This is a genomic window from Nitrospirota bacterium (assembly GCA_016214845.1).
Taxonomy (GTDB): domain Bacteria; phylum Nitrospirota; class Thermodesulfovibrionia; order UBA6902; family UBA6902; genus SURF-23.
Genome location: JACRMS010000033.1, coordinates 51,441 through 75,895 on the forward strand (window position 1 = coordinate 51,441; position 24,455 = coordinate 75,895).

The 24,455-nt window shown below is 46.4% G+C and carries 28 protein-coding genes; 7 read left to right on the forward strand and 21 right to left on the reverse strand.

Annotation, left to right across the window (positions count from 1 at the left end; all coding sequences use genetic code 11):
- Positions 1–168: 168 nt before the first annotated feature.
- The 3 genes from HZB61_12065 to HZB61_12075 are packed head-to-tail and all read left to right on the forward strand — an operon-like array spanning position 169 to position 3,993.
- Entirely contained in the window at positions 169–1,203 is a 1,035-nt protein-coding gene (locus HZB61_12065) for a putative sulfate exporter family transporter (GenBank protein ID MBI5057339.1), read from the forward strand.
- Between the two features lie 2 nt (positions 1,204–1,205).
- Positions 1,206–2,921 (forward strand): PAS domain-containing protein, encoded by a 1,716-nt coding sequence (locus tag HZB61_12070; protein ID MBI5057340.1) that lies wholly within the window; start codon positions 1,206–1,208, stop codon positions 2,919–2,921.
- Positions 2,902–3,993 (forward strand): HD domain-containing protein, encoded by a 1,092-nt coding sequence (locus tag HZB61_12075; protein MBI5057341.1) that lies wholly within the window; start codon positions 2,902–2,904, stop codon positions 3,991–3,993. The genes HZB61_12070 and HZB61_12075 overlap by 20 nt, the downstream gene beginning before the upstream one ends.
- 11 nt (positions 3,994–4,004) lie before the next feature.
- Here the strand turns inward: HZB61_12075 and HZB61_12080 are convergent, their stop codons facing one another.
- The 11 genes from HZB61_12080 to HZB61_12130 form a co-directional block, all read right to left on the reverse strand.
- Positions 4,005–5,033 carry an alcohol dehydrogenase catalytic domain-containing protein gene (locus HZB61_12080; protein ID MBI5057342.1) on the reverse strand — a complete coding sequence of 343 codons (1,029 nt, stop codon included), beginning with the start codon at positions 5,031–5,033 and terminating at the stop codon, positions 4,005–4,007.
- A 48-nt stretch (positions 5,034–5,081) separates the two neighbouring features.
- Positions 5,082–5,588, reverse strand: coding sequence for an ATPase (locus HZB61_12085; GenBank protein ID MBI5057343.1), 507 nt, complete (start codon positions 5,586–5,588; stop codon positions 5,082–5,084).
- A 31-nt stretch (positions 5,589–5,619) separates the two neighbouring features.
- Positions 5,620–6,033, reverse strand: a complete 414-nt coding sequence (locus HZB61_12090; protein ID MBI5057344.1) for a hypothetical protein — start codon at positions 6,031–6,033, stop codon at positions 5,620–5,622.
- 50 nt (positions 6,034–6,083) lie between these two features.
- Positions 6,084–6,452: a 6-carboxytetrahydropterin synthase QueD gene (gene queD / locus HZB61_12095; GenBank protein MBI5057345.1), complete on the reverse strand. Its 369-nt coding sequence runs from the start codon at positions 6,450–6,452 to the stop codon at positions 6,084–6,086.
- A gap of 8 nt (positions 6,453–6,460) precedes the next feature.
- Positions 6,461–6,781 carry a septum formation initiator family protein gene (locus HZB61_12100; protein ID MBI5057346.1) on the reverse strand — a complete coding sequence of 107 codons (321 nt, stop codon included), beginning with the start codon at positions 6,779–6,781 and terminating at the stop codon, positions 6,461–6,463.
- A gap of 115 nt (positions 6,782–6,896) precedes the next feature.
- The gene (eno, locus tag HZB61_12105) at positions 6,897–8,171 is read right to left on the reverse strand and encodes a phosphopyruvate hydratase (GenBank protein MBI5057347.1); all 1,275 of its coding nucleotides are present in this window, start codon (positions 8,169–8,171) and stop codon (positions 6,897–6,899) included.
- Positions 8,164–9,840 carry a CTP synthase gene (locus HZB61_12110; GenBank protein ID MBI5057348.1) on the reverse strand — a complete coding sequence of 559 codons (1,677 nt, stop codon included), beginning with the start codon at positions 9,838–9,840 and terminating at the stop codon, positions 8,164–8,166. Before HZB61_12110 ends, eno begins: the two co-directional genes overlap by 8 nt.
- Complete coding sequence (kdsB, locus tag HZB61_12115) at positions 9,819–10,634, reverse strand: 3-deoxy-manno-octulosonate cytidylyltransferase (GenBank protein MBI5057349.1); 816 nt, start codon at positions 10,632–10,634, stop codon at positions 9,819–9,821. Before kdsB ends, HZB61_12110 begins: the two co-directional genes overlap by 22 nt.
- A 30-nt stretch (positions 10,635–10,664) precedes the next feature.
- On the reverse strand, positions 10,665–11,438 hold the full coding sequence (locus HZB61_12120) for an ABC transporter ATP-binding protein (GenBank protein ID MBI5057350.1): 774 nt from the start codon (positions 11,436–11,438) through the stop codon (positions 10,665–10,667).
- Positions 11,439–11,476: 38 nt separating this feature from the next.
- Positions 11,477–12,538 carry a branched-chain amino acid ABC transporter permease gene (locus HZB61_12125; GenBank protein MBI5057351.1) on the reverse strand — a complete coding sequence of 354 codons (1,062 nt, stop codon included), beginning with the start codon at positions 12,536–12,538 and terminating at the stop codon, positions 11,477–11,479.
- Positions 12,535–13,437, reverse strand: a complete 903-nt coding sequence (locus HZB61_12130; GenBank protein ID MBI5057352.1) for a branched-chain amino acid ABC transporter permease — start codon at positions 13,435–13,437, stop codon at positions 12,535–12,537. The genes HZB61_12125 and HZB61_12130 overlap by 4 nt, the downstream gene beginning before the upstream one ends.
- 146 nt (positions 13,438–13,583) lie before the next feature.
- On the opposite strand from HZB61_12130, the gene HZB61_12135 reads away from it, so the two are divergent.
- Both HZB61_12135 and HZB61_12140 read left to right on the forward strand, forming a co-directional pair.
- Positions 13,584–14,567 carry an ATP-binding cassette domain-containing protein gene (locus tag HZB61_12135; GenBank protein ID MBI5057353.1) on the forward strand — a complete coding sequence of 328 codons (984 nt, stop codon included), beginning with the start codon at positions 13,584–13,586 and terminating at the stop codon, positions 14,565–14,567.
- A 63-nt stretch (positions 14,568–14,630) separates the two neighbouring features.
- The gene (locus tag HZB61_12140) at positions 14,631–15,704 is read left to right on the forward strand and encodes a PilZ domain-containing protein (protein MBI5057354.1); all 1,074 of its coding nucleotides are present in this window, start codon (positions 14,631–14,633) and stop codon (positions 15,702–15,704) included.
- Positions 15,705–15,718: 14 nt separating this feature from the next.
- On the opposite strand, the gene HZB61_12145 is transcribed toward HZB61_12140, so the two are convergent.
- Together HZB61_12145 and HZB61_12150 are read right to left on the reverse strand one after the other, a co-directional pair.
- Positions 15,719–16,204 carry a hypothetical protein gene (locus HZB61_12145; protein MBI5057355.1) on the reverse strand — a complete coding sequence of 162 codons (486 nt, stop codon included), beginning with the start codon at positions 16,202–16,204 and terminating at the stop codon, positions 15,719–15,721.
- A 2-nt stretch (positions 16,205–16,206) separates the two neighbouring features.
- Complete coding sequence (locus HZB61_12150; GenBank protein MBI5057356.1) at positions 16,207–16,443, reverse strand: hypothetical protein; 237 nt, start codon at positions 16,441–16,443, stop codon at positions 16,207–16,209.
- 230 nt (positions 16,444–16,673) lie between these two features.
- Between HZB61_12150 and HZB61_12155 the strand changes: the two genes are divergently transcribed.
- Both HZB61_12155 and HZB61_12160 read left to right on the forward strand, forming a co-directional pair.
- A complete protein-coding gene (locus tag HZB61_12155) occupies positions 16,674–17,378 on the forward strand; it encodes an ABC transporter permease (protein ID MBI5057357.1) in 705 nt (234 codons plus the stop codon).
- Between the two features lie 51 nt (positions 17,379–17,429).
- Positions 17,430–18,101, forward strand: a complete 672-nt coding sequence (locus HZB61_12160) for an SDR family oxidoreductase (protein MBI5057358.1) — start codon at positions 17,430–17,432, stop codon at positions 18,099–18,101.
- A 20-nt stretch (positions 18,102–18,121) separates the two neighbouring features.
- On the opposite strand, the gene HZB61_12165 is transcribed toward HZB61_12160, so the two are convergent.
- From HZB61_12165 to HZB61_12200, 8 genes are all read right to left on the reverse strand, one after another.
- The gene (locus HZB61_12165; protein MBI5057359.1) at positions 18,122–18,613 is read right to left on the reverse strand and encodes a DUF2569 domain-containing protein; all 492 of its coding nucleotides are present in this window, start codon (positions 18,611–18,613) and stop codon (positions 18,122–18,124) included.
- Positions 18,614–18,775: 162 nt separating this feature from the next.
- A complete protein-coding gene (locus HZB61_12170; GenBank protein ID MBI5057360.1) occupies positions 18,776–18,994 on the reverse strand; it encodes a hypothetical protein in 219 nt (72 codons plus the stop codon).
- A gap of 128 nt (positions 18,995–19,122) precedes the next feature.
- The gene (locus HZB61_12175; protein MBI5057361.1) at positions 19,123–19,986 is read right to left on the reverse strand and encodes a protoheme IX farnesyltransferase; all 864 of its coding nucleotides are present in this window, start codon (positions 19,984–19,986) and stop codon (positions 19,123–19,125) included.
- 105 nt (positions 19,987–20,091) lie between these two features.
- Complete coding sequence (gene coxB, locus HZB61_12180) at positions 20,092–21,006, reverse strand: cytochrome c oxidase subunit II (protein ID MBI5057362.1); 915 nt, start codon at positions 21,004–21,006, stop codon at positions 20,092–20,094.
- A gap of 3 nt (positions 21,007–21,009) precedes the next feature.
- On the reverse strand, positions 21,010–21,297 hold the full coding sequence (locus HZB61_12185; GenBank protein MBI5057363.1) for a cytochrome C oxidase subunit IV family protein: 288 nt from the start codon (positions 21,295–21,297) through the stop codon (positions 21,010–21,012).
- A gap of 81 nt (positions 21,298–21,378) precedes the next feature.
- The gene (locus HZB61_12190; protein ID MBI5057364.1) at positions 21,379–21,993 is read right to left on the reverse strand and encodes a cytochrome c oxidase subunit 3; all 615 of its coding nucleotides are present in this window, start codon (positions 21,991–21,993) and stop codon (positions 21,379–21,381) included.
- On the reverse strand, positions 21,990–23,600 hold the full coding sequence (gene ctaD, locus HZB61_12195; GenBank protein MBI5057365.1) for a cytochrome c oxidase subunit I: 1,611 nt from the start codon (positions 23,598–23,600) through the stop codon (positions 21,990–21,992). The genes HZB61_12190 and ctaD overlap by 4 nt, the downstream gene beginning before the upstream one ends.
- Positions 23,597–24,385, reverse strand: a complete 789-nt coding sequence (locus HZB61_12200; protein MBI5057366.1) for an SCO family protein — start codon at positions 24,383–24,385, stop codon at positions 23,597–23,599. The genes ctaD and HZB61_12200 overlap by 4 nt, the downstream gene beginning before the upstream one ends.
- Positions 24,386–24,455 lie beyond the last annotated feature (70 nt).

Sequence of the window (24,455 nt, forward strand, 5' to 3'; positions counted from 1 at the left end):
AATTTATCAAAAATCATACCCTAATGTCTTCTCTTAAGGGAGTTAGCGGTTTTCATTAAAGTTTCCCTAAGTTATGCCGAATAGTATTGCATATGGACATACGTTCATTGATGGCATCTCTTTGCTATACGTAATTACAACTTAGTTAAGTTGATCATAGAATGACCTATGAATAAAAATGACTTTCATAAGCAATTAAAAGATATACGTCCGGGGTTACTGCTGGCTGTTTTGATAGGATTGGCGGGTTATGGCCTGACGAGTATTATTAAGTCTTCATTGCTTGACCCCTTGATAATTGCTTTGATATTGGGAATTGCGGTTAAATCTTCGTTGAGGGAAAGCAAAAAATTTGAATCAGGGGTTGTCCTTGCATCCTCAATATTCCTTCCCGCAGGAATAATCTTTTACGGCCTGCAGAACCTGAATTTCGCAAAACTTACCGAAGTGGATCCGACCATATTACTTCTCATGCTGGTGGTCATGTCAGTCTACTTTGCAGTAATACTTCTGATGGGCAAATTATTGGGACAGAAAAAACAGATAACCTATCTTACCGCTTCCGGGTCGGCAATCTGCGGCGCTTCCGCTATCGCCGTTACCTCCCCGGCCGTAGATGCAGAACCCGACGACGTCTCTATCTCACTATTGTCCGTGACCATAGCAGCGTTTGTAGGTTTTGCGCTTTTTCTTCCATTCCTTGCCTCATTGTTCAACCTTACAAGCAGGAATTACTGTTTCCTGACAGGGACCACTCTTCAATTCACAGGACTCGTGGCAGTTGCCGCCCAATACACGCCATTCTTAAAAAATGATATGCCTGTCACAGAAATGCTCTCACTTGCCCTTTCGGTTAAAGCGGTAAGATACCTTGCCCTGCTGGTGGCCGTTCCCCTTTTCTCGAGTCTCATAAAAAAGAAACTGTCCGTCCCGTGGTTTTTATGGGCCTTCATTGCGGCAGGTTTGCTTGGCACCTGGATCTATTCAGCGCATGGAAGCGCTTCGCACTCTGTTCTGGCGCGATACATTAAACCTGTTCACACTATCTCGTGGTCCATAGCCATGTCGGCAATCGGTCTTAACGCGGAAGTGAAAGAACTGTTGAGCAATAACGGCTCGAAGTCCCTCATAATGGCCTTTGGGGGATTTATCGCGGCAACAATAACATTTTTTGCCGGACTATATATTATCAACTATATCTAACGATGGACGCTAACTCTGAATATAACATAAGCTCTCCAAAGACAAGCATAAGAAATAATATTCTCCTGTCTTTCTTTATTGTCTTAACAATCGGCGGCATCGCGCTTAATATCATATTTCAAAATCTCATTCAAAAGACTTTATATCATGAGGGTGTTGATAAAATAATTATTGAAAATATCAGCAGGCATTTTACTGTCATTGGCTCAGGGATCACTATCACAGGCATTCTCGTTATTATGTTTATCGCCCTTTTCATGTCTGAAAGGATCACAAGGCCCATTAAAAAATTGACCAATGGAATGCTTGAGATAGCGCAGGGCAAGTGGGACACAAGGATAAAGCTTAAAACTCATGATGAATTAGGTCAGCTCTCCGATGGATTCAACTTTATGGTGGAGCGCATTGAAACGGCTTTAAAGGAGCTTAAGGCGTCAAAAGAATACACTGACAACATAGTGTTGTCCGTTCCCTCAATCCTGATCGTATTAAGCGGCCGGTCAAACATTCTTTCTGTGAATACGGCATTTGAAAGGCTGCATGATCAATTCCCCTCTATATCCATGGAGCATTTCGTCAGGCCTCTTGAAGATGAAATCAATAAGAACCTGCAGACCGGCAAAACCGTCAAAAAAGAGATCGTCCTTGTCCCTGAACGCTCTGATATCAGCCTGATCTTTTCAGCCACGATATCCAGTATCGGGAACGGAAAAGCAGATTATGACGGTGAAGATACTGCCCGCGTCCTTTTGACCATAACAGATATAACCGAACGGACGAAAATGAAAGAGCTGGTAATGCAGTCCAGGCAGGATTGGGAAGACACTTTCAATATTATCCCGGACATGATTACTATCCACGATAAAGACTTTAATATCATACAGGCGAACAAAGCGGCCCAGGAAGTACTCAAACTGCCCTTCCTGTCACCGGGCAAGATAAACAAGTGCAGTAAGTATTACCACGGGACGGAAGCACCTCCTAAAGGCTGCCCGAGCTGCGACTGCATGAATACAAAAAAGTCCGCAACATTCGAAGTATTTGAGCCTCATCTGGAAAAGTATATAGAGATAAGGGCCATCCCTCGGATTAACGCCGATAACGAGTTGATAGGCTTGATACACATTGTCAGAGACATAACCCAGCGCAAGCAGATAGAAGATGAACATAATCAGCTCCTTAAAGTTGTAACACGCGCCAAGATAGAATGGGAAGTGACCTTCGACACGGTAACTGAATTCATCATACTGATAGACAAAAAATTCAATATCAAAAGATGCAACAGCAGTTTTGCCCAGTACGCGGGATTGCCGACCAATAAACTCGTCAATAAAAAATGCTATGAACACTTTACACCTCACAAAGACGTGGATTTCAGTCATTGCCAGATGCTCATAGAAAATGAAGAACCCATGGAAAGAGTGGAAATACGGACCAGGGACGATCACTGGTTTTATGTAAGCCAGCGCCCCATACGGGATAAAAAAGGCAAATATCTGCACACGGTAATTATAGCCACTGATATTACAAATCTGAAAAATGCCCAGCAAATGCTAAAAAAATCCGAGCAGAACCTCAAGAAGCAGGTAGAAGACCTTGAAAAGTTTTATGAGATGGCCGTGGGCAGGGAGCTGAAAATGAAAGAACTGAAGAAAGAAATAAAAATATTAAATTCCGAACTTTCGTCGTATAAGGAAAATGAACTCATTAAAAAGTAAACCGGAAACTCAGGGCGTTCTTGAAGTCTATATCCGGGACAACATGAGGCTGATCGACTCACTGCCCCACTCCGTATTCATAACGGACACGGAATTCAACATTGTATTTTCCAACGCTGCCATGAAGACCCTTTTGGGCAATAACGGCAATTTACATGATGCAAAATGTCATCAATGGTTCCACCATTCAGATGTTCCCGCGGAAGACCTCCCTGTTTTGGCGCTGAGGAATGAACAAAGAAAAATATATGATGCCGGCCTTAATAAGCATCTGCTGATAAATTCCTCTCCGCTCGTTCGCGATAAGAATTTAATAGGCGTCATTCATTCCGTCACTGATATTTCCGAGATTAAACAATCTGAAAATGAGCACAAGGAACTGATTGAGATCTACGCAAGCGCGATTAACGACATTAAAAAACGCCAGATAAAGGCGCAGACCGGACGGGAGGCCTTTTTCAACATGCTCGAGGACCTCAATGAGTCCTTCAAAGAGCTTGAAGATCTGTTCCTGAAACTTGTGCGTGTAATGGTCAACGCCCTTGACGCAAAGAGCCCGTGGACAAAAGGACATTCGGAACGGGTGTCGATGTATGCCGGACAGATCGCAAAGGAAATGATGCTTGATGACGATGAAGTAAAAAGCATCAAGCTTGCCGGACTGCTTCATGACATCGGGAAGATCGGGACAGACGATTATCTCCTTGATAAACCTGGCGCGCTTACAAGAGAGGAATTCGAAGTTGTCAGAAAGCATCCCGCCCAGGGCGCGGAAATACTCAAAGGCATCAAGCAATTAAAAGACATAATCCCTCTGATAAAACATCACCACGAAAAGCTTGACGGCACTGGATATCCTGACAGGCTTAATGACGGGCAAATTCCCCTTGGCGCAAAAATTCTTCATGTGGCTGACTCATTTGATTCAATGACCTCTGACAGGCCGTACAGGCCTGCGCCGGGGACTGAATATGCATTGTCTGAATTGTTCAAATATAAAGGGAAACAATTCGACTCTACAGTAGTAGAGGCATTCCTGAGAGTGCTTGAAAGACAAACAGGGGAAAATTAATTACTCCGCCATCAGCTTATCTTCAGAAGGACCTTCAACACGCCTTTCCTTGCTGCATACTCAAAAGCCTTCACCCCGTCTTTTAGAGAAAATGTATTGCTGACAAGAGGTGAAAGTTTGACCTTCCGTTCATGTATTGCCTCTATCGCCGGGGGAAATGGGCCGCAGCGCGACCCGATCACGGAGATCTCTCCTATTACGATCTGATTCAGGTTTACAGCAGCGCGTTCTGCAACGGTTGTTTTGAGAATAATCTTGCCTCTCGACTTAACAATTCCAAGCGCCGCGTCAATGCCGGATGAAGAGCCTGTGCAGTCAACGACATAATCGAATTCATTCTCTCCCTCCCCTTCATCCCCTCCCGTCAAGGGAGGGGAATTCTTCGGTCCCCTCTCCCCTGGCGGGAGAGGGTTAGGGTGAGGGGGGGATTGCAATATAGTCCTTATCCCTATTGCCTCAAGAATCTTTAACTTCTCCCTGTGCCTGCCGGCAACAACAAGATTACAACCAGTCGTTGAAAGCACCTGTCCGGCAAGCAGCCCTAATTTCCCGTCTCCTAAAACGCAGACTTTATCGGTTGGCAATATTTTTACCTGCTGGAGAATCTCGAATGCCGCTGCCAGCGGCTCAACAAATACCGCTTCCTCATCTGATATTGAATCAGGTATTACATGGAGGTTGCCGGCAGGCAGGGTAAGAAATTCTGCGAATGCTCCTTCTTTATTAAGGATGCCTAAAACCGAGCGGTTCGGGCAGTGGTTTTGCATGTGGTTTTGGCAGTTGGGGCATGTGCCGCAGCCGATGTTGATCTCTCCGGTGACACGTCTGCCTATAAAACCCTTTTCATCACACTTCTCAACGACACCGACGAACTCATGTCCCAATACACCCTGAAATCCCATGTATCCCTTTGTGATCTCAAGATCGGTATTGCAGATCCCGGCAAGTTTGACCCGTATCAATGCATCACCCTGTTCCAGTTTTGGAACAGGATGGTCCTTTCGATAGTGAAGTCCGTTATTGAAAACAAGCGCTCTCATTTTCTTTTACTAATCCCTAACCCCTAATCTCTAATCCCGGTTTTTTCATCACCGCTCCCATTCCACTCTGAGAAGCTTTGTGTCCTGCGACCACTTATACCCTACTCTGCCCTGGTATGCCTTCTGGACGCTCTTGCCGATACGCTGGGCCAGCTTTTCATTTGTGGTAGTCAGCTCCATCCCCTCTTTAATATCGTTCATCGCCATTATCCTTTCAAGAGGATTAAACCCCATTGCCTTATGCTCTTCATTCCTGATCAGATTCAGGATCTCATTTTTGTGTTCTCTGAGAAACTCCCCTTTAAGTGTAACAATTCCTCCCGGGAATTTATCTTTTATCTTCTGGCAGGCTGGACAGAGGACTTTGTTTAAACTTTTCCACTCGTTCATTTTCTCAAACAGCTCATCATTAAAACACCATCTTTTATTTTGATATATGGCATGGCATCGTTTACAAACAGCGGCCTCATAAGACACCCCCTGCAAAAGATAGGGATCACTGCACGTGTCCATGCTCTTTCTTTGCGCGAATGAGAAAAGTTTTCTTGTGTTCATAAATACCTCCCTGTTAAATGCTCTTTGTTATTTAGTGTCTGTCCATAAACTCGAACATTAAACTGTCATTCCCGTGCCTAAAGCACCTACTGTTGGCAGTCGGTTGAGCGGGAATCCAGTTTTCTAAATAAATTCTGGATGCCCGATTAAAAACTTCGGGCATGACGAGATTGAAAGTTTGTAATTTATGGACAGACTCTATTTCATCTCCCTGAAATCTTCTCAGCTCTCCGGTCCGCCCTCCTTTTCTTATTTCCTCTTCTATTGAAGGTGTCGCAACATTATTATTCGCAGATGTATAAAGCTCCAGAAATTCATTAAGGATGTTCAATGGCAGTTTGCCGGGGAGAAAACACTTCACGTCCTTGCGTCCTGTTTTAGCCAAAGTTCCAGCCTGCATTAGATGCATATCGGAAATTATTGATAAGTCGTTTCTTAATTCCATTATATCACGGAATAAAAGGGGGGCAAATGAAAATCTTTCTCTTTAAACCGTCACTCGTAATACGTTGCGGATGCCGTATCGTTTTCCCACACGGTGACGGAGGAGACGCTGCAATTTGTTTTCTGCAGTTTCTTCTTTAATGAATCGTAGATCCACTTTGTGATATTTTCGGAGGAGGGGTTTATCTCGGTGAAGGGGAATACGTTATTGAGAAACGAATGATCGAGAGAAGCAACCACCTCAATGGTTATCGCCTTTAGCTCATGAAAGTCTATCACTATCCCGATGTCATTGAGTTTTTCGGAGGAAACAATTACCTGCACGCGCCAGTTGTGCCCGTGCAGCTCTTCACATTTGCCTTTATATCCCCTGAGCTGGTGCGCAGAGGAGAAAGTCGTCTCGATCATTAGTTCGTACATTATTTATCTCACTTTTTATCTTCAAATTTAAAGATCAATTCGCCGTCTCTTGTAAGCCCGTATTTTCTGGCGTGCTCTTCCATCTGGTCGGGGTTCTTTTCCATCGTATCCATTTCCGACTGGATGTCTTCTACCTGTTTTTTGACTATCCTGGTCTCAGAAATAAGTTTGTCCCTTTTGGACCTGAGTTCAAGGTATTTCAATAATCCGTTCTCACCTGAGATCAGGCTGAAAGTCAGATAAATAAAAAGCAGTATGCCGACAGTCAGAAAGACAAGCTGTCTCTTCTTCTTATTGTGCTCGACCTGTTTCCGTCTTTTGTTCCGCATGGTTAAAAGATCGGGAAATTGAGAATATAGGAAGATGAGAAGTTATAAACTTTTTGTCTTTTCTCATCTTCAAAACTTCTTATGTTCTCAACTTCTGTTTTCATAATCCTTAGTTTCATTTCAAATTATAAAAAACCTTTTTCCCGTTGTATACAGCAGCTCCGCAAAGCTCCTCTTCGATCCTCAGCAGCCTGTTGTATTTAACCACCCTGTCGGTCCTGCACAGGGAGCCTGTCTTTATCTGCCCGGCGTTCATGGCGACAGCGAGGTCAGCTATTGTCGAATCCTCTGTCTCGCCTGACCTGTGGGATACGACAGCGGTATAACCCGCTCTCTTTGCCATTTCAATTGCGTCAAGTGTTTCTGTCAGAGTGCCTATCTGATTGAGCTTGATCAATATCGAATTGCCGATACCCCGCTCTATCCCTTTTGAGAATATTTCCTTGTTCGTTACAAAGATGTCATCGCCGACAAGCTGCACCTTTTTGCCGATCCTCTTTGTCATTGACTCCCAGCCCTTCCAGTCATTTTCAGAAAGCCCGTCTTCAATGGATATGACCGGATATTTCTTGATGATCTTTTCATAGAAATCCACCATCTGCTCGGATGTAACTGACTTCCCTTCAAAACTGTACTTGCCACCGCTGTACAACTCCGAAGAGGCCACATCGAGCGCAAGAAAAACACTTTTTCCCGGGGCATACCCGGCCTTTTTGATCGCTTCGATAATCAATACGAGGGCTTCTTCGTTTGATTTCAGGTTAGGGGCAAAGCCTCCCTCGTCACCGACTGACACGCTCAGCCCTTTTGATTTAAGCAGGCCCTTGAGGCTGTGGAAGATCTCGGCGCCCATTCTCAGGGCTTCCCGGAAATTCGGCGCGCCTACCGGCATTATCATGAATTCCTGTATATCGAGATTATTGTCGGCATGTGCTCCGCCGTTTAAAATATTCATCATAGGCACGGGAAGTTCACGCGCGCCCACGCCGCCGATATATTTATAGAGAGGCAGGTCCGCCTCCATCGCGGCGGCCTTTGCGACCGCGAGCGAGACCCCAAGGATGGCGTTTGCTCCGAGCTTGCCTTTGTTCTTCGTGCCGTCGAGCTTGATCATGAGGTTGTCGATGTAGGCCTGGTCGCTGCCCTCAGCGTCAAGCAGGCGGGGAGCGATCTTTTCATTTACGTTCTTAACGGCCTTCTGCACCCCTTTGCCTAAATAACGCTTTTCCTTGTCCCGTAATTCAAGCGCCTCCCTTTCTCCTGTTGACGCGCCTGATGGAACAGCGGCCCTTCCAAAGGCCCCGCTTTCAAGAGCCACGTCCACTTCAACCGTGGGGTTGCCCCGGCTGTCAAGTATTTCCCTTGCCTGAATGCCTATGATCTCACTCATTAACTACCTCCATTTTATCTATAGTAGAGTTTTGAAATAACAGTTTCTTCTCCCTGTACGCTGCTCCTATAAATGCCTTGAAGACCGGATGCGGCTTTAAAGGCCTTGACTTGAATTCGGGATGGAACTGACATCCGAAAAACCACGGGTGGTCTTTGATCTCAACTATCTCAACCAATTGTTTGTCAGGGCTCATGCCGCTTATCTTCAGCCCTTTCTGCTCAAGTGTCTCTTTATATTTGTTATTGAACTCATACCTGTGCCTGTGCCTTTCGTGTATCTCTTTTTCACCATAAGCCTTGAATGCAAGAGAGTCTTCTTCGAGCACGCAGGGATATTCTCCAAGTCTCATGGTGCCGCCCTTGTCTGAATTAATGTCTCTTCTCTGGATCACCTGGTTCCTGAAATCATACCATTCCTCTATGAGATAGATTACCGGGTAAGGAGCGGCTTTATCGAACTCAGTGCTGTTTGCGCCTTCCATATTGCAGACATTGCGGGAATATTCTATGACAGCGCACTGCATCCCAAGGCATATGCCTAAAAACGGTATCTTCTTGGTCCTCGCGAATTTCACTGCCTCTATTTTCCCCTCGATGCCGCGTTCGCCGAACCCTCCGGGGATCAGTATCCCGTCAACGTCGGCAAGAAATCTGTCCGCTCCCGATTTCTCTATGTCCTGCGCATCGATCCACTGGATATCTACACTCACGTTGTTAGCTATACCGCCGTGCAGGAGCGCCTCCACCAGGCTCTTGTATGAATCCTTCAGCCCCACATATTTTCCAACAAGACCGATGGTAACGGTGTCAACCGGGTTCTTTACCTTCCTGATCACGTTTTCCCATTTTGTAAGGTCAGGCTCTTTTGTGTCTAATGAGAGCCTGTTGACTATCAATCTGTCAATGCCTTCTTCATGTAAAACTACCGGGACTTCATAAAGGGACTCAACATCTATCGCTGCTATGACCGCTTCAATATCGAGATTGCAGTGCAGGGCTATCTTCTTTTTTACTGATTGTGAAAGCGGCCTGTCAGTACGGCAGACCAGAACATCAGGCTGGATACCGATCGCGCGTAATTCCCTCACACTGTGCTGTGTGGGTTTTGATTTGAGCTCGCCCGCTGTGCTTATGTAAGGGACCAGTGTGAGGTGCATGTAAGCCACATTCTCACGTCCAACGTCGTACCTGAACTGCCTGATCGCCTCAAGAAACGGAAGGCTTTCAATGTCGCCAATGGTGCCGCCTATCTCTACTATCACGATATCATAATTGTCGGAGACGGCCTTGATGGCGTTCTTTATCTCGTCCGTTATATGAGGGACCACCTGAACGGTATCTCCAAGATAATCCCCCCTTCTTTCTTTCAGTATCACGTTGTAGTAGATCTTCCCCGTGGTGAAATTGTTCTTCTGGGACATGCGGGTCGAGGTGAATCTCTCATAATGCCCGAGGTCCAGGTCGGTCTCAGCCCCGTCATCGGTGACAAAGACCTCACCGTGCTGAAAAGGGCTCAGTGTCCCGGGGTCCACGTTGATATAAGGGTCAAGCTTTTGTATTGTCACTCTCAGCCCGCGGGCTTCAAGGAGCGCGCCTACAGCGGACGCCGCGATGCCCTTGCCAAGAGATGATAAAACGCCGCCTGTTACAAAGATATATTTTGCCATTCCTCAGCCTTTCTTAAGTCTTCAATGGTATCGATCCCGAAGGTATCATGTTCGGTTATTCTCACTTTTATCCTCATTCCGCTTTCAAGCGCCCTGAGCTGTTCAAGCTTTTCTATCCGTTCAAGCCTGCCTTCTTTCAAAGAAGTAAAACTCAATAGCGCGTTCTTATGAAAACCGTATATTCCGATGTGCTTGTAAAACTGGGGGTTGGGGATTGGGGATTGGGGATTAAAAGAAAAATAAAAATCCCCGTGCTCTTTGCCCTCTGCTCTATGCCCTCTGCTTTCAAACATCCATTCCTCCCTGTAAAACGGTATCGGCGCCCTTGAAAAATACATTGCGAACCCTGAATCGTTCATCACGACTTTCACAATATTGGGAGAAAATATCTCATTTATGTCAGTTGTCCTTTTTGCAAGCGTGCTGATCGAAACCTTGTCATCATTGTACAACACTTCAACCACCTCATCAACCATTTCCGGCCTGATGAACGGCTCATCACCCTGGACGTTTATAACGAAGTCACAATCCAGTTCACTTGACGCCTCGGCGATCCTGTCCGTGCCGCTAACATGGCTGCCTGAGGTCATGACCGCCCTGCCGCCGAATGAGGCCACGGCATCAAAGATCCTCTGATCATCAGTCGCAACCAGGACGGCATCGACCAATTTTGCTTCTGATACTCGTTCAAAAACATGCTGAATTATGATCTTGCCTTTAAGGGTAGCAAGGGGTTTCCCGGGGAAGCGGGTTGAGTTGAATCTTGCCGGTATTATCGCTACCGCTTTAGGCATAGAATACTTTACAATAGTTGTTTTTTTAGTTCAAGAGAGAAAATCAACTTCCTCTTTACCTAAATAAGCCTCTATCACGTATGGATTATTTTGAATTTCATTCGGAGTGCCTTCCGCTATCTTCACTCCGTGGTCAAGGACAATGATCCAGTCTGAAATACCCATGACGACCTTCATGTCATGCTCGATTATAATTACTGTCTTGCCCCACTCCCTGATCTTTTTAATAAGCTCCATCAGCGCCATTGTCTCCTGTGGGTTCATGCCCGCGGCAGGCTCATCAAGTAGTAATAATGCTGGCTCCGTTGCGAGGGCGCGCGCTATCTCAAGCCGCTTCTGGTCTCCGTACGGAAGGTTCTCAGCGAGTGTGGAGGCGAAGTCCTGGATGCCCGTGAATTCCAGGTACTCAAGGGCCTTTGATCTTATCTCATCTTCTTCCCTCTGAAATTTTTTTGTGCCTAATACCGCGGTCAGCAGTCCCTCTTTTGAGCGCGCATGCTGGCCGATCATTACGTTTTCCAGCACGGTCATTGAATTGAACACCCTGATATTCTGAAATGTGCGCGCGATGCCCTTTTCAGTTATTTCGTACGGCCTTCTTTGAGTGATGTCTTCATCTTCAAACAGCACATGCCCTTTTGTCGATGGCAGCACACCGGTCAGGCAGTTGAACAGAGTGGTCTTGCCTGCGCCGTTCGGCCCGATTATGCTAAGGATGATCCCGCGCTTGACCTTAAAGCTGACTTCCTCGATCGCCTTGAGCCCGCCGAATATTTTTGTTAAATTTCTGACTTCCAATATCATGATGTTGTACCCTTAAAAAGGGCGTATGCCATACGCCCCTACATTTTTTTAATCAGCCCTTGCGGCCTGAAGATCATCATCAACACGAGGCCTACGCCGAGGGCCAGCATCCTGTATAACTGGAAATCCCTCAGCACCTCCGGCAAAAGAACGAGTATCAGTGAACCTAAAATAACTCCGGGAATGCTTCCGAGCCCGCCTAAGATTATCATGCAGACAACGAAAACCGATTCCATGAATGAAAAACTCTCAGGCGACACAAAGTGCATCTTGCTCGCAAACAAAGCGCCGGCAAGTCCGGCCCAGAAGGCGCCGAAGGTCAGCGCCATGAATTTGTATTTTCTTGTATTAATCCCCATCGCCTCTGCCGCTGTTTCGTCTTCACGGATTGAAAGCCACGCCCTTCCGGTGCGTGAATGGTAAACCCGTTTCACGATAAATGCCGCTATCAGCACGAACCCTAAAACAAGATAGTAGTAATACACCAGATTGCTGATCTCGAAACCGAGTATGAAAGGAGAGGGAATATTCGATATGCCGTTCGGCCCGCGCGTCACGCTGTCCCAGTTATTCAGCACGAGTCGGATTATCTCTCCAAAGCCCAAAGTGACAATTGCCAGATAATCTCCCCTGAGCCTCAATGCCGGGAAGGCGAGAAGCAGCCCTGCCATAGATGTAAAAAGCAAAGTCAGAGGAAGCGCGCTCCAGAAACCGAGGCCGAAATGTGTGGTCAGCAGGGCGTTTGAATACGCGCCGATGCCATAGAATGCCGCGAAGCCTAAATGCAAAAGCCCGCTGAAGCCTACAACAATATTTACGCCGAGGGCGAGGATTATATAAATGCAGACCAAGATCGCTACATCCGTGTAATAATCTTTGAAGAGAAACGGCAGGATGAAAGCGAATGCTATGAATGCCGCCGAAAGCAATTTTGTATTTACAGGTTTGGCTGGTTTTTTTATTTTGCCTAACAAATGTGCCAGAAGGACATAAACGCCGTATGAAACGCAGATGCCGACGAAGAGATACGCGCCGCCTTTGATCCCCATAAAAGGGATGGAAAGCAAAGCACACCAGAACATGAAGAGGACCTTCTTCACGGCCTGTTCTCCCCGGATTTCCCAAGCAGTCCTGTCGGCTTCACAAGGAGGATCAGGATCAAAACAATAAACGCGTACGCATCCTTGTACTCACTCGATAAATAACTTGCGCCGAGGCTCTCTATGAGACCGAGCACTAATCCCCCGACCATTGCACCGGGAATGCTTCCTATTCCACCAAGCACTGCCGCGGTAAACGCCTTGATGCCCGCTATGTATCCAATTGAATAATTCACAAGGCCGTAATACATGGCAACCATCAGCCCCGCAACAGCCGCAAGCCCTGAGCCGATTATAAACGTCACGGAGATTATCCTGTCGATATTTATCCCAAGGAGCGACGCCATAGTTTTGTCCTGCGCCACCGCCCTCATTGCCTTGCCTGTTTTTGTCTTCATTATGAAAAGGTGCAATCCCGCCATGAGAAGCAGGGAGGCAATGATGATGAATATCTGCAGCGATGTCATTGTCACGTTCAGAAACTCAACCGTTGTTACCGGGATGACATGCGGGAATACCTTGTCAGTTGCCCCCTGTGTGAGCATCACGTAATTCTGGAGAAAGATGGAAACGCCGATCGCGCTTATCAGGGGATTCAGCCTCGGCGCGTTCCTCAATGGCTTGTACGCGAGCTTCTCAACGGTGAATCCGTAAGCGGAGCAAACGATAACTGACATGACAAATGTTAAAAACAGTGATAAGAACAAACTGTACTGCGTGAGTCCTGCCGCCGTGAATATCCCAAGAAAAATAATTCCAAGATACGCGCCAATCATGTAGATCTCGCCGTGAGCGAAATTTATCAACTCTAATATTCCATAGACCAGCGTATACCCCAGCGCAATAAGGGCATACACACCGCCGACCGTCAGGCCATTGATTATCTGCTGAAGAAGCATAGCGGAGAAATTTTAACAAATTAAAGCGGAGAATTGTATAAAACGGCTGAATGTACAACCAGAGGCCTTATGAGGGCTCCATGACTCTTGCTATCACAAATATAAATCCGATTCCCTCAAAATGTAATTTCTGCTAAACTCTTTTCATGTCGATCATTAAAGTTGAAAGCCTTTCCAAAAGCTTTGGAGACTTGAGCGCTGTCGATAATATCTCTTTTGAGGTTGAAGAAGGCACGATCTTCGGGTTCCTGGGCCCTAACGGCGCGGGAAAGACAACCACCATTAACATCCTCTGCACGCTGCTTGCGCCGACCTCGGGGAAGGCGTCTATTGCCGGACATGATTGCCTGAAAGAACCGTCTGAGGTCAGGAAGGCCATCGGGATCGTCTTTCAGGACACAACCCTCGACAAGGATTTAACGGCATATGAAAACCTGATGTTCCATGCATACCTGTATGATGTGAAGAAGAGTGAAATCAAAACGCGCGTCGAAGACGCCCTGCATTTTGTCGGTCTTTATGAGAGGAAAACCGACCTCGTTAAAAAATTCTCCGGCGGCATGAAACGCAAGCTTGAGGTTGCGCGCGGGCTGGTCCACAGGCCCCGTGTCCTTTTTCTTGATGAACCGACTCTCGGGCTTGATCCTCAGTCAAGGGCCAACCTGTGGGATTTCATAGTCAAGCTTCCTGAAAAACACAACGTGACCATCTTTATGACAACGCACTACATGGAAGAGGCTGAGGTCTGCAACAAGATCGCCATAATCGACAAAGGGAAGATAATCTCGATCGGGACCCCTGATGAGTTGAAAAAGACCGTCGGCGGAGATGTTATCTATATCAAGACCTCCGATAATAAAAAGGCGAGAGTCGAAATAGAAAAGCTGTTCAATCTGGAAGTCTCCGAGGAGAATGGCGAATTGTTTCTGACAACCCTGAAAGGCGACACGTGCATACCGGAGATCATAAAGGCCGTAGGTGAACAGGTCCTCTCGGTAAGGCTCCAGCGCCCTACCCTCAACGACGTCTTTCTCAAGATGACAGGCAAACAGATCAGGGAGCAGGATGTGTCTTCGGATGACACGGTAAGGGAAACTGTGCGTGCCTACAGGAGGAGATTCAGCAAGTAGCCCCTTTTTGATTTTTCTCCTGCCTCTATACAATAACCGCTTTTTTGTTGTAAGATTTTTGCTATGGCGAAAGACAATCTCTGTTTATTAATATGCGACAATTATAAAAACGAAGCTGCCTCTGTAATCGAAGCCGGAGGTTTTAAGGACGTAAAGTTATTTACCTTTCCTCCTGCCTGTTACAGCGCCGGGGACGAAAAACAGGAGTTGTCCGGTTTTCTGCCTCCGCGCAAAAGCAGGTGCGGACGGACTGTCTTCTTAGGGAGTCACTGCGCGGACCGTTTTGAACTTCCAGGAAAGGACCGCGCGGATTTTCGTTCTCACCTGACTGATCAGTGTTTCTACATGTTCGCAAATAAAAATATCATTGACGCGTATTTGAAGGAAAAGGCTTACATCCTGACCCCGGGTTTTCTGTCCCTGTGGCGTCAGTGTATAAAAGAGATGGGGTTAGACAAGAAAACAGCCGGGAAATTCTTCAAGAGATCTTTTTCAAAATTAGTTCTGCTTGATACAGGAACGGAGAAAAACATTTCAAAAAAACTTCAGCAATTTTCCGAGTTCCTCAACCTGTCCTGTAAGACAGTGCCGGTAGGACTGGACCACTTCAGCATGTTTCTGAAAGGGACCATCCTTGAGTGGCGTCTGGAAAATATAAAAAACGTCGAGCGTACTGCTGTCAAAAAAACAGTTCATAAGAACCAATCACTGTTGAGCGAAAAGGATGAAGCCGTCATACCTGAAACCTTCACGGAACGAAATGAAATGGAAGAACAGTCAAACATTGCGGCATTCAAAGAAACTGACAGGCGCATGCACAAACGCTTCAGCATTGACAGGACATGTCTCGTGGAGATAAATGACTCCGAGATGGTCGAGCTTAAAGACATAAGCCTCGGCGGAGCACGCCTTGGCATTTCCCGCCCCCTGCCTGCTGACAGCATTCATGGGGTTAGAATTTTCCCATCAATAAAAAATGAAATATATCTGACAGGCGCGGTCGTATGGTCATCTTCAAAAGACCCTGCCTGTCCGCATCATTATGAGACAGGGCTTAAATTCGTTAATATTGATGAGGACTCGACCCGCTCGCTCGATAAATTTTTCAGCTCAATTGCCAACCCAGCCTCGAAATAAGACCGGCAATCAAATCAACTGCCGAACTTTCTGCATAACCCGTCAATATAATCTTGCAGTTCATCCGGCACGAGCAGTTTGTCTGGCAGTTCAACCTGAAGCACATAAATGGCGTTGAATATTTTTTTCAGAAGGTTTATAACGCAGTAATTTATCATCGCATCAGGAAGTGAATCAGGGGCGTTTTCGATAAGCAGCCGCTCTGTAAACCAGCCATCCTTGACGGGAACAATTTCCGTGCAATTAATTCCCGGCACAGCCTTTGGAGTTGCCCCTGATGACAGCGCCAGATCCCTTACCCCGATATTAACAAGCTGCAGGCCCCTCATTGCCGGATTCGACATCGGGCGGTGCCGCCCCTTTGTGATGGGGAGAAAACGCGTGAGGTTAACACCAGAGCAGTAGATCAATGCGCCATTCCCGCTCTTGTCAGGTTTTAAAATAAAATACATGAAGTCATTTATGTACTGATATGTTTTTGTGTGCTGAATATTCGACATGCTTATATTTTATACCGGTGGTAAATTTCGTTTCTTAAAGGACAATTGCATAGTTCGGTTTTCTTATGAAGCTCCAGGTAAGGACAATCTTTATTTCCCTCGCATTTCACAAAATATACATCGCCGCTCATGTGGCAAATGATCCTGCAAAGATGTTCCTTTTCTCCTGAGAGACACCTGAAGTCTTTATTGCACTTGGTCGTCTTTTTAATAATTTCATCAGGAATTTCAATCTTCACTTTATTCTCCCTCCTTTTAACCTGAAAACTGAACATCTTCCGCTTGGCCCCTCATTGACAAGATAACATACCATGCTGTCCAGGTTCAATACAAATCTGCCGTCAAAGTCCTTGAATTCATAATCTGCTATAATTTAAAACATAAGTTCAATTCAGATTGGAAGGGGTGACTTACTCTGGTAGAAGCTAACGCCGTCTATGTTTTAGTCGCGAGGGACTTCAAAAAGTTCGTGAGGGAGAAAAGCCGCCTCATCTCCACCCTCATGCGTCCCCTCATCTGGCTTTTCCTTGTCGGCGGAGGCATGTCGCGCCTTGTCACTCCGGGCATGGGCGTTTCATACATGCAGTTCATCTTCCCCGGCATACTCGGCATGACGGTCCTGTTCAGCTCCATCTTCTCCTCCATCTCGATCATTTGGGACAAGGAGTTCGGGCTGATGAAAGAGATCCTCGTTGCGCCGGTATCGAGGCTCTCGATAGTTATTGGAAAGGCATTGAGCGGGACCATTATCTCCGTCATTCAGGCGACGATAATTCTGATGCTCTTCCCTTTTTTAGGCATCAAGCTGAGCTTGCTCTCCATCCCCTACGCCATTGCCATCTCTTTTCTGCTTGCATTTTGCATATCAGCTCTTGGCATTATCATCGCGACATTTTTTGAGAACATGGAAAGTTTCAGCTCTATCATGAATTTTATTGTAATGCCGATGTTCTTCCTGTCGGGCGCAATGTACCCCGTGAAAAATCTTCCTGAGATATTAAAGCTGATATCAAAATTGAATCCGCTGACGTTTGGAATAGACGCGCTGAAACACGCGATATTCCGGGACACCATGATATTCGATTTCCCGCTGTGGATTGACTTAAGCGTATTGATAATCTCTTCAACTGTATTTGTTGTATTGGCCGGTATCATGTTTGAGAGAAAGAAATAAACTGTAGGGGCGATCCGGCGGGTCGCCCTTAATAAAAGGGGGATGACATCCATGAAAAACAAGATCGTCTTCATCACAGGCGCAAGCTCAGGCATCGGGAGGGAAACCGCTTACAAATTCGCACCAGCAGGGGCAAACCTCATTCTGACGTACAACAAGAAGAAAAAGGGCGGGGAAGAAACCCTTAAACGATGTCTTGAATCGGGCGCAAAAGACGCGCTTTTGCTTAAGCTTGATTTAACGGACAACAAAAGCATAGTCTCTGCTGTAAAGCAGGCGCTGAAGAAATTCGGCAGTGTTGACATCATGATCAACAACGCAGGAACAGGCGTTGTCAAACCGCTGAAAGACAACACGGTTGCTGAGATCGAGCAGCAGCTCCGCACAAACCTCGAAGGCCTTATAAAAATCACCCGCGCCATGCTCCCTCACGTCAGAGAAACCATCATCAATGTCGGAAGTTTCCTCAGCAAAAACGCCTACGGAGACATGGCTGTCTATTGCGCGTCAAAGTACGGCGTCCGGGGATTTACACAGTCTCTCGCTGAGGAACTCCCGGACCTCAAGATCTGCTGTGTCAATCCCGACCTGACCGCAACTACGCTGACCGGAAATGAAGGAAGGCCGCCGGAAGCAGTCGCGGATATAATCTTCAAAGCCGCCGCAGGAAAGATAAGATGTAAAAAAGGCGGAGACGTGGACGTGTGGGAAGTTTTGAAGTAGGGGCACGGCGCGCTGTACCCCTACGGATTAACAAACGTCGCCTTGACGCGTTTGGACTTTACGAAATAAGGGATCCCCACGGCCGTTATGAAAATAGTGCTGATAACCCCGATGTTTTCCGGCATGGAGAGTTCTTTGAAGAACAATGAGATCCATGACACATTCGCGACTATTATCAGCATATGAACAGTAAGACATGCGATTATCATTTTCGGCAGCGCCTGCTTTTTCCTGAAAAACAAAAAAGAGACATATACAACCAGGACCAGGTGCATTGCAACTATCAGGGTCTGAGAGATAAGCGCCGCCCTTAATCCGGGGAACTGTGTAAAGGTCTCTTTCAATAACTGGTTGTTCATCAGCTTAATATTCATTAATATCAAACTGGCCAGAAGCACGGGCGTAGCAACCATACTGACCGCTGGCAAAAAAAGCCAGCCTTCAATGCCTGAGTAATTCGCCTCTTTATCTTTGTCCCTACTTTTACTGAAAAGTTTTTCAAGTAATCTCATCAACCTAACATCCTCCTTCTATCTTCATCTTTGAAGGTAGTTACCTTGATTATATTATCGGAGTCATAAAAAACCAGTGACGCACGTCACAAAATGTAGGCGCGGGCATGTGGGAAAGCAAGATATATTTGCCAGCCTCTGAAGTACGGAAAGAAACGGTTTTTATTTTTTTGGGTCTATAAGGAGAAGGATGACGCCGACCGCGATAGCTCCAACGCCAGCCCAGGTCGGGACGGTTACAGTTTCTTTCTCCTTATACTGAAACTCAATCGGGCCAAATTTTGTGTCGTGGGTCTCTTTGGTGTAGGTGAACTGGCCATAGGCCAGCCCCAGAGTGCCGGCAACGATCAGTATTAATGCCACGATCTTGATTTTGTTCATTTGTCTTCACCTTCAGAGAGAATTTATGAAATTATAACTTTCCTGATGTTTGATAGCAACACTGACGTCTGGTAGACCGGTTCGTTATTCCGGGGTCTTAATCGAAAATCCAGTATTCTTAAAAATCGTCAAATAACCCTGTCAACACTCAATAGAGACATGACAAATAAAATGTACGTATTCATCTTATTGAATGCGGAACGGTAAACAAATGTGTTCTCGTTTTTCCTGCTCACCAGTTTTACTCCATTCCATATGAGCCAAATGGTGACGGCGAAGAGCAAAAGATTAACAGCGCGCGATGTGAACAATCCATAAAGAGACGTTAACAAGGTGGCCACTGCCGTTGCAAAAAGCCAGATGAAGACGATCCTCTCAAGCTGTCTTCCCGCAAATAACTTTGTCAATGACGGCAAGCCCGCCTTTTCATAATCGCTGCCGTGAGATAAAAATAAAAGCCAGAAATGGGTGATCTGCCAGATGTAGAATAAAAAGCATACGGCTAATATGTGATGGTCGGGGAACTTCCCGCTAGCCGCAAACCACCCTATCGCGGGCGGTATCGCACCAATCACAGCGCACGGGACCGATGCAAAGGCCGTCTTTCTTTTCAGGTATGTATAAACTCCGTTGTACAATACAACTGCGCAGCCGCCTAATAGAAAAGCAGGAAGACTGCCTGTAAAACCAAGTATCAAAAATCCGGCGAGCAAAAGTATCAGCGAAAAAAATAATGCGTGAAGCGGCTTCATCCTGCCTGAAGGTATCGGCCTGTTCTTTGTCCTGTCCATGAGCGCGTCAGTGCGTCTCTCCTGGTATTGATTGAGGGCGCAGGAACCGCAGGCAAGAAAGAATACGCCTGCTACCGTAAATATAATTTGAAATGTAGAGTTCGTGCCTGCGAGTATGAAACCGGTGGCGGCAGAGAGGGCGGAGAAAAAGGACAGCGTTATCTTGCAGAGTTCGAGGGATGTTCTAATCGATTTATTCATTTTAAAATATCTCCGGGCTGTCATGCTGAACTTGTTTCAGCAACAAATAACGAGACCCCTGAATCAAGTTCAGGGTGACATTCGTGCACAAAATGCTCTGTAGATTCATTTTAATTCCTTAATATATTCTATGATCACGGTAATCTCATCATCCGTGAGCACGCCTTTCTGTGAAGGCATTATCGCGTCAAATCCTTTCACAACATCCGCGTCAGGTTCAAGTAAAGATTTTTTCAGATACGCTTCATCCACGACAACTTCGCGTTCCTTGCCGTTTGTAATAACTTCTTCTGTCTTGCCGAATATCCCTTTAAAGCTCGGCCCGATCTCAACTGTCCCGCCCGTGGTATGACAATCAAGGCAGCTGTTCTTTTTCATGATCGCCAGAGCGTCCTGGACTTTGGGAGCAGCGGCCTCTTCCTTTTTCGCGTACCATTTGGAAAAATCCTCCTGAGACATTACGTTAACTTTAGATATCATGGAATGATGACCCACACCGCAGTACTCGCTGCAGAAAAGGTCGTATGTGCCGATCTTGTCGGGGTTGAACCAGAGGTATGTCTCCATCCCCGGCACCGCGTCTTCTTTTATGCGGAAGGCCGGGATAAAGAGGGAGTGTATCACATCCTCGGAAATGATGATCAGTTTGACAGGCTTGTTCAGCGGCACGTTCAGTTCTTCGCTCTTCTGCCCGTTTTCATATGTGAAGGACCAGGACCACATGCGCGCTGTCACCTTCACGGGCAGGGCATCTTTGGGAGGGTTTCTCATTATCTTGAAGCCGACCCACCCGTAATAGAACATGGCCAGCACAAGTATCGTTGGAATGACCGTCCAGATGATCTCGAGCTTCAGGTTGCCCTCGATGTTTTCAGCAATGGGATTCTTCTTCCTGCTGTATTTGACGAGGAAGAATATCATCAGGGACGTGACAAGCACAAGCATGAATACCGATACCCCGACTATGAAGAACATCACATTGTCTACGTTGGCCGATCTGTCAAGAAACGTTGTGAACATAATTTAATACCTGTACCATACATCAAAGAAAGTCAGTCCGATGATAACGGCAATAGTCATGACCGTCAACAGGAGCATCGCGGTAATAAGGAACCTTTCATATTTCAGGTGCATAAAAAATAAGAGGATCAGGGATGCCTTGAGTGTAGCAATGATGACGGACGTGAGCGACCCTGACATTCCCAATTTCATGCCTGAGACCGCGACAGTCAGCACGGTTAATATCAATAGACAAAGCCAGACTATTACGTAGGTTTTGAAACCGATGATATGATTATTTCTTTCTTTCATGATCTTATAAAATCTCCCTGTCTCCCCCTTTGAAAAAGAGGGGTGTTAGGGGAGATTTTGTAATTAAAATTTATCCGTCACTCAGCTTATCAAATAAAATACCGGGAAAAGATATACCCAGATTATATCAACCAGGTGCCAGTAAAGCCCGGTGTTCTCAAGCTTGATGAATGTCTCTTTGTTTATCCTGTCTTTCTTTGTTAAGGCCATCATGATCGTTATGAGAACAATGCCCGCGATAACATGAAGGCCGTGAATGCCCGTTAAAAGATAGTAGAGCCCGAAAAATATTGTCTCGCCCTTGCCGCGCTGCAGAAGTTCAGGGGAGTTCGGGTAGATGCCGTGGTGGATCTTCGCACTCCATTCAAAATATTTATTGATGAGAAAAAAGAGCGCCAGAAATATCGTGAGACGCTGAAACATAATTGACAGATATTTTTTACCTTCCTTTATCGCGTTGATCGAGAGCGCCATTGTCAGGCTGCTTGTCAGGAGAATGACTGTATTCACTGTCCCGATGGTCCTGTTCAATTCAGCAGAGGCCGTGTGAAACTCCTGTGAAAACTTTGAACGGAATGTCGAATACAACAGGAACAGTCCCGTGAAGAGAAGAAGCTCGGTAAAAAGGAACATCCACATCCCCATCTTCGCGCCCTGGTAGTCGTGCTTTTCTTCGATGAGGTTTTCTTTGTTCATTTGCCCTTCCCGAACCTGTACGGCCCGCCGGTCACTACAGGCTGCTCTTCAAAGTTTTCATGAGGCGGGGGAGATGAAGTTGTCCATTCAAGCGTGCTCCCGCCCCAGGGATTTCCCGGGGCTTTTTCTCCCGTGAAAATTGAACTGATGAGGTTGTAAAACATTATCGCTAACCCGGTTGCGAGTATCCATGAGCCGACCGTTGATATAAACTGCTCTGTCTGGAACCGGGGCAGATAATCATAGTATCTCCTGGGCATACCTTCAAAACCAAGGATGAACATGGGGAAGTAAAGAACATTGAAACCGATGAACAGGATGATCCATGCTTTTATCGCGAGGGCCTCCCTGTACATCCTGCCGGTGATCTTTGGAAACCAGAAATGAAGCGCGGCAAAGAAGGCGAACGCAGTCCCTCCGAACATCGTATAGTGGAAATGGGCCACGATAAAATATGTGCCGTGAACAAAAACATTTGTCGCCAGAGCGCCGTTGATGAGCCCGGTGAGTCCGCCGATTGAGAAAAGGAATATAAAAGAAATGGTAAACAGAAGCGGAGAGACCAGCTCTATTGAACCCTTGTAAAGGCTTGCCACCCAGTTAAACACCTTGATGCCGCTCGGTATGGCAACGATGAAAGTCAGGAAAGAAAAAACCATCCTTGCCGTATCGCTCATCCCGCTTGTGAACATATGATGTCCCCACACAAGATAACCGGCGGAAGCAATCGCGAGGCTTGAGAAGGCGATGGCCTTATAACCGAATATCGTCCTTCTCGCAAAAACAGGGATTATCTCCGTCACCGCGCCCATTGCTGGAAGGATCATTATGTAGACAGCCGGATGTGAATATATCCAGAACAAGTGCTCAAACATCAACGGGTCTCCGCCTTTTGAGGGATCAAAGAAACCTAAGCCGTAAAGCCTTTCCGCTATCAGGAGTAAAAGTGTCAGCGCGAGCACAGGCGTTGCAAGTATCTGGACCCATCCTGTCGCGTAAAGCGACCAGACGAAAAGCGGCAGCCTGAACCACTTCATGCCCGGGGCGCGCAAACGGTGAATCGTCGTTACAAAGTTTATCCCGGTCAGGGTTGATGAAATGCCAAGCAAGAAGACCCCGAAGACAGCAAGCGTCACATTCGTCCCGGTCCTGATGCTGTAAGGAACGTAGAAGGTCCAGCCGGTATCAGGCGCTCCGCCACCGGTAAAAAGAGACACAATAATTACAATTGCTCCTGAAATATAAAACCACCATGACATTAGATTAATTCTCGGAAAGGCAACGTCCCTCGCGCCTATTTGAAGGGGCATTATGAAATTTCCCAGTCCGGCGGGGATGCCGGGAATGATGAAAAGAAAGATCATGATAACGCCGTGGACCGTGAAGGCGGCATTGTAAGTAGTGGCGGACATTATGGTCCTGCCGGGCGCGATAAGTTCAAGTCTCATGAGCACACCTAATATTACGGCGACAAAGAAGAAGCTGAACATTGACGTCAAATAGAGGATACCGATTCTTTTATGATCTGTGGAAAGTATCCACGATAATATTCCTGTATGCCTTCCTGGCGTTTCGTAAAAACTCTTCTCACTGCTTTCAGTTGTCATAACTTTGTTTCCTTCCTGTATTTTCTGCCCGTTACAACGAGATAGATAAAGAAAGAAACTAAAGTAAGGATCATCAAGGTCGCAACCACCCTGAGCGTATTGAAAACGTACTTCCTCCCCTGGGTATCGTAACTCATGCAATACATCAACGCCTTCCTCGCTATGGAAACAGGAATGCCCTGAGCCGCCTCTGTAACAGCCAATTCAAACTCAAGAGGGAAAAACGTCACCCCGTAGAGATACCTAACGATCCTGCCTTCCGGCGACAGGAATATCAAGACCACGGGATGTGAAAAGCCCATCTCTTCTCTCTTGAACTGAAATCCCACCGCCTGTGTAAATCTTTGTATACTTTCAGCGCTGCCTGTCAGAAATCTCCACGCGTCGTCGGGAAACGGGATGTTTGTAGCTTTCAGGTATCCGGGTTTCTTTTCAGACGCGATCTTGGGGGTATCATTTTCATCAAAGCTGACCGCAAGGACCTGGTAGTCCTTTCCCGGCTGCAGCTTTGATTTTTCTATTACATCTGCAAGTCCCATTAGCAGGATGGGACAGGTATTGTTGCAGCTAAGATAGACAGGGACTATGACCGTCGGCTTGTTAATTAACTCCTTAAAGGTGACGGTCCCGCCTGCTTCATTATAGAATGGGATATCAAGAGGCACTTGCGCTCCGAGTTGCTCATTGACATTAATTTCCTGCCCGGTCTTTCCGGCTTCATGCGCGTAAGCATTATCAAGGAGCAGTAATATGCAAAACGCAAACAGAAATAAAAACTTTTTCACCCTGTTATTTACCTCTCTCTATTTTAACGTTATATTATACACATGCCTTGCTTATAGGTATATCATATTA